Genomic DNA, 5,056 nt, shown 5'->3' with positions numbered 1-5,056 from the left:
GCTTTGTTTAACCGTTCAGACAGAATTTGATCGTAAAGGAAATATCCTTGAGCAACATATCTACGAAAGTGTGATATGCAGTAAAGCCCGTTTGAATTATGACGAAGTGGATAATCTTTTTAAAGGTAAAGATACAGACTTGCCTCAAGAATTACTAGAAATTCTTTTAGAAGGGCGAGAACTTTCCCGTCTATTAACTGAAAAAAGAATGGAAGCTGGTTATATCTTTTTTGATTTACCGGACATTGAATATGAATATGATGAGAGTGGTTTTGTTAGGCATTTAACTTTAGCTGAAGAAACTGAGAGCCACAAATTAATCGAGAATTTTATGCTGATTGCCAATGAATATGTAGCAAAACATCTATCCCAGGTTGCTCCAACCACATTATATCGCATTCATGAAGATCCGGATTTCAACAAATTAGAAAGATTAATAGAGCTTCTTTCATATTATGGGGTAAAGTGGGTTATATATGAAAATCTGAACAAATCGTTGCAGTATTTGTTAAATTCTTTTCCTAATCCTGCCTATCATAAAGTTTTTGATCGCATTGCACTTAGAAGTATGAAAAAAGCTAAATACAGTATTGAACATATTCATCATTTTGGTTTGGCGATGGATTATTATACTCATTTTACAAGTCCAATTAGAAGAATTTGTGATTTAGTTATCCATCATTTGTGTAAAACATATTTATGCCATAGCAGTAATGAAAAATTTACTTTGCCACAGCTAAAGCACTATGCCGAAGTTGCTTCCGAGCAAGAACTTCAAGCAGACCAATCCGAACGGGATATAGAAAGAGTTTACAGCCGAGCATATATGAAAAAGAAAGAAGGCAATATATATAACGGGATGATCATATCCGTTAATTCCCGTGGCTTAATTGTCCAATTAGAAGAAATTCCGATTACAGGAGTTATTTTAGAAATTAATCTTGAAGAAGGTGATTGGGAATATTTGGAACGGGAAATGCGTTATATAAACCTTAGAACCCGAAAATTTTACCAGTTAATGGATACTTTAAAAGTTACAGTTGGATATGTCGATGATGATGTTTACTTTATTCCTTTGCCTGATACACTACAGCATAATGTGCCTAAAAATATGATATCCAGTGCTACAATAAACTCTTTACAGAGAAATAAATCAGCAGTGCACAAAATATCGTCTTCTTCAAACTCCTATTCAAAAAATAAAACATCCAGAAGGCCGATATCACATCGGTCGCACTCAAACAATAACCAAAATTCAAGAGGAAACAGATGAAAAAAGCAATTGGCATTTTTGATTCAGGAGTAGGTGGTTTAACCGTTTATAAAGCTATCCGTAATGCTTTTCCCAGTGAAGATTTAATCTATTTTGGAGATACTGCCAGAGTACCTTATGGCCCTAAATCTCCTAATACTATCATTGAATATTCATTACAAAATGCTCGTTTTTTATTACAGCAAGGTATAAAAATTTTAATAGTTGCCTGTAATACTTCTTCTGCTGTAGCTCTTCCGGCTATGCAGACAATAACAGACATACCTATTATCGGAGTAATTGAACCTGGTGCAGAACAAGCAGCTAAAACCACCAAAAACAAGCGTATTGGTATTATTGGAACGGAAGGGACTATCAATAGCGAGGCCTATCCAAATGCTATAAAAAAACTTATTCCTGAAGCAGTCATTTTTTCTGTTGCTTGTCCGCTTTTTGTCCCTTTGGTAGAAGAGGGCTGGCAAGATCATCTTGTAACTGAACTGGTTGTAAAAGAATATCTTACGAACTTAAAAATGCAAGCCATTGATACTCTTGTTTTAGGTTGCACTCACTACCCCTTGCTCTCTAAAGCTATTCAACAAATTATGGGGAGTGAAGTAACTTTAGTAGATAGCGCAATGGCTATTACTGAGTATCTTGCTCGTTATATAGGGTCAGAAAGCGACAAACAACAAGGTAGCAGTACTTTTTATGTTAGTGATAACGAAGAAAAATTTACCCAAATTGCTGAACGCATCTTAAATGATAATATCAAAAAATTAATCAGAGTTCGACTTTATGAAAGCTGGTTTCAGAATTAAAATACTATAATGAATAAGGAATTATTATAATGTCGTTCACCACTACATTCGCTGCTTTAACTCTACATCAGCAATGCTTCTGATTACAGCATTTAATAGTGTTTTGCTATCGATCTAATTGCTGATCAATCTATTAGATTGCATAATGTGATAATATAAAATAAATATAGAGAGGTAATATTATGGAACCCTTAATTTTAACTGCTGCAATAACGGGAGCTGAAACAACCCGTTCTGATCAACCCAATTTACCTATAACTCCTGAAGAACAAGCAAAGGAAGCAAAGGCCTGTTTTGAAGCAGGAGCAAGAGTTATTCACTTACATATTCGTGAGGATGATGGAAGTCCTTCTCAACGTTTGGAAAGATTTCAAGAAGCTATTTCTGCTATTCGTAAGGCCGTTCCGGAAATCATAATCCAAATTAGTACGGGAGGAGCTGTTGGGGAAGCATTTGAAAAACGCCTTGCCCCTCTTGCTTTAAAACCAGAAATGGGTACTCTTAATGCTGGAACTTTAAATTTTGGAAATGATGTTTTTATCAATCATCCTGCCGATATTATTCGCTTGGCAGAAGCGTTTAAAGAATATGGTGTAGTTCCAGAAGTTGAAGTATATGAATCAGGAATGATTGATTCTGTTGCCCGATTGATTAAAAAAGGGATTATAACTCACAGCCCGTTGCATGTTCAATTTGTTCTTGGTGTTCCTGGAGGAATGAGTGGGAAGCCTAAAAACCTAATGTATATGATTGATCATTTACATGAAGAAATTCCAACAGCAACCTGGGCTGTAGCTGGAATTGGTAAATGGCATCTTCCAACTTCTTTGATAGCGCTGGTTACAGGTGGCCACATTCGCTGCGGTTTTGAAGATAATATTTTCTATCACAAGGGAGTTATTGCTGATTCTAATGCACAATTGGTAGCTCGTTTAGCTAGAATAGCAGAAGAAATTGGACGCCCTCTTGCTACTCCAGAACAGGCACGTCAAATATTTGCCTTACATAAATAAGAGGAGCGAGAATGCTATTAACGGAAAATGCACTGAAAGTTCTGGAAAAACGCTATTTCCGCAAAGATGAAAATGGCATTATAATTGAGGATTGGTCAAAAATGCTAACTCGAGTAGCATTTAATATCGCTGCTGGGGACGAGGAAAAAGCTAAACGCTTTTTTACTTTGATGGATTCTGGTTATTTTTTACCAAATTCACCAACTTTAATGAATGCTGGAGGTGACTTACAACAGCTTTCTGCTTGTTTTGTACTTCCTATCGAAGATAGTCAGGTTGTTGACAAAGTTTACCAGCATCAGGAAGGGCGTAGATAATAAGCAAAAAAAAGTAGATAAATCATAAAAAAAAGCTTGACAAAAAGTATGCTTAATACATTGTGGTATTATTATTTTACAGTATGGAGACACAATGATTAAGAACGAATACACAAGGCAGACCGAGATCGAGGTAGTGAGCATCGAACAACTGGTTCCCCAGGATCACCTGCTCAGGATAATTGAAGAGAACTATGACTTCAGTTTTGTCCGGCAACGGATGGAACCCTTGTATAGTAAAACCCAAGGCAGACCAGCTATTGACCCGGTCATGCTCTTTAAGATGTTGTTTATTGGTTACTTGTATGGTATTCGTTCCGAGCGTCAATTAGCGAAAGAGGTTCAGGTCAATGTAGCATACAGATGGTTTCTCAACTTGAATCTCACTGATAAAGTACCGGATCATTCCACGATCAGTCAGAACCGCAGAAGAAGATTTCAGGGCACCGATGTGTTTCGTCAGATGTTTGATGATGTGGTGCAATTTGCTTACGAGCATGAATATATTGATGGTAAGACCCTTTACACTGATTCCACGCATATGAAGGCCAATGCGAATAATAAGAAGTTCACTCGTGAGCTTGTGCAGAAGAATACCCAGTACTATCTTGATGATATCGAACAAGCAGTTAATGAAGATCGCATCGCTCACGGCAAGAAGCCATTACCTGCCAAGGAGGATTCCGCTGACGAGCCAATGAAAGAAATCAAAGTAAGCACTACTGATCCTGATAGCGGCTACATGGCCAGGACCAACAAGCCCGAGGGATTTCATTATCTGGATCATCGAACTTGCGACGGCAAGCATAATATAATCACAGACGCGTACATAACACCCGGTAATATAAATGATAGCACAGTGTATCTGGACAGACTCAATTATCAGATCAATCGCTTCGGATTCTCCGTCGAATCAGTGGGTCTGGATTCTGGCTATCACAACTTGAACATCCTTAAGACCTTGAGCGAAAAAGGCATCTACGCTGTAGTATCATATCGGAAACCCGGAGGAACAAAAGGATTATTTCGCAAGAGCAAGTTTCAGTTTGATGCGCTAAATAACCAGTACATTTGTGTGCAAGGTCATGTTCTCAAGTATCGAAACACGAACAGAAACGGTTTTCGCAGCTATGTATCAGATCCCAAAATATGTAGTGTATGCCCCCTTTTATCTCAATGCACTAATAACAAAAAACACCAAAAGGTTATTGAGCGACATGTATGGGAGGAATATGCGGAGCAGGTAAAGCTCAATCGCAAATCAGAGAGAGGCGAATATATGAAACAGAGACGCTCCGAAACGATTGAGCGTAGCTTTGCGGACGCAAAGCAACTTCATGGTTATAGATATGCCAGATTCAGAGGGATAGAAAAGGTAGAATCACAAGCTCTGATGACAGCAATTGCCCAAAATATCAAGGAAATGGTGATGATTATGACGAAGAAAAGGGGAAATCCAGATGGAGATGGTGTTTTGCGTCATATTTTATCATTTTTCGGTCATATTCAAGCTACATTATGGCATTTTTGGGCTCATAGAAGCAATTATACACTTTTCTCCATATCTATGTCAAACATCTTCGTTGCATGCTAAAATATCTCTCAGTTCAGATAGTTTTGGCTCTTCAAAATAGGGGCTTTGTCAACAACCTG

Annotated in this window: 4 protein-coding genes and 1 pseudogene; all 5 read left to right on the top strand. The window is 37.7% G+C overall.

The annotated features are described in order from the left end of the window. On the top strand, positions 1 to 1,273 hold a 1,273-nt coding region (locus tag VIO64_RS00025; protein ID WP_331913918.1), incomplete at its 5' end, for an RNB domain-containing ribonuclease. Continuing rightward, on the top strand, positions 1,270 to 2,073 hold the full coding sequence (murI, locus tag VIO64_RS00020) for a glutamate racemase (protein WP_331913916.1): 804 nt from the start codon (positions 1,270 to 1,272) through the stop codon (positions 2,071 to 2,073). The genes VIO64_RS00025 and murI, both read left to right, overlap by 4 nt. A 182-nt stretch (positions 2,074 to 2,255) precedes the next feature. Beyond that, positions 2,256 to 3,086, top strand: coding sequence for a 3-keto-5-aminohexanoate cleavage protein (locus VIO64_RS00015; RefSeq protein ID WP_331913914.1), 831 nt, complete (start codon positions 2,256 to 2,258; stop codon positions 3,084 to 3,086). Between the two features lie 11 nt (positions 3,087 to 3,097). Further along, positions 3,098 to 3,358 (top strand): annotated as a pseudogene (locus VIO64_RS00010) (ribonucleotide reductase N-terminal alpha domain-containing protein); the annotation flags it as partial. 139 nt (positions 3,359 to 3,497) lie between these two features. Beyond that, complete coding sequence (locus VIO64_RS00005; protein WP_414705220.1) at positions 3,498 to 4,997, top strand: IS1182 family transposase; 1,500 nt, start codon at positions 3,498 to 3,500, stop codon at positions 4,995 to 4,997. Positions 4,998 to 5,056 lie beyond the last annotated feature (59 nt).

It is taken from the genome of Pseudobacteroides sp. (genome assembly GCF_036567765.1).
Lineage (GTDB): Bacteria > Bacillota > Clostridia > Acetivibrionales > DSM-2933 > Pseudobacteroides.
Note: the sequence above shows the minus strand (reverse complement) of the source record. Positions and strands in the feature narration are given on the sequence as shown.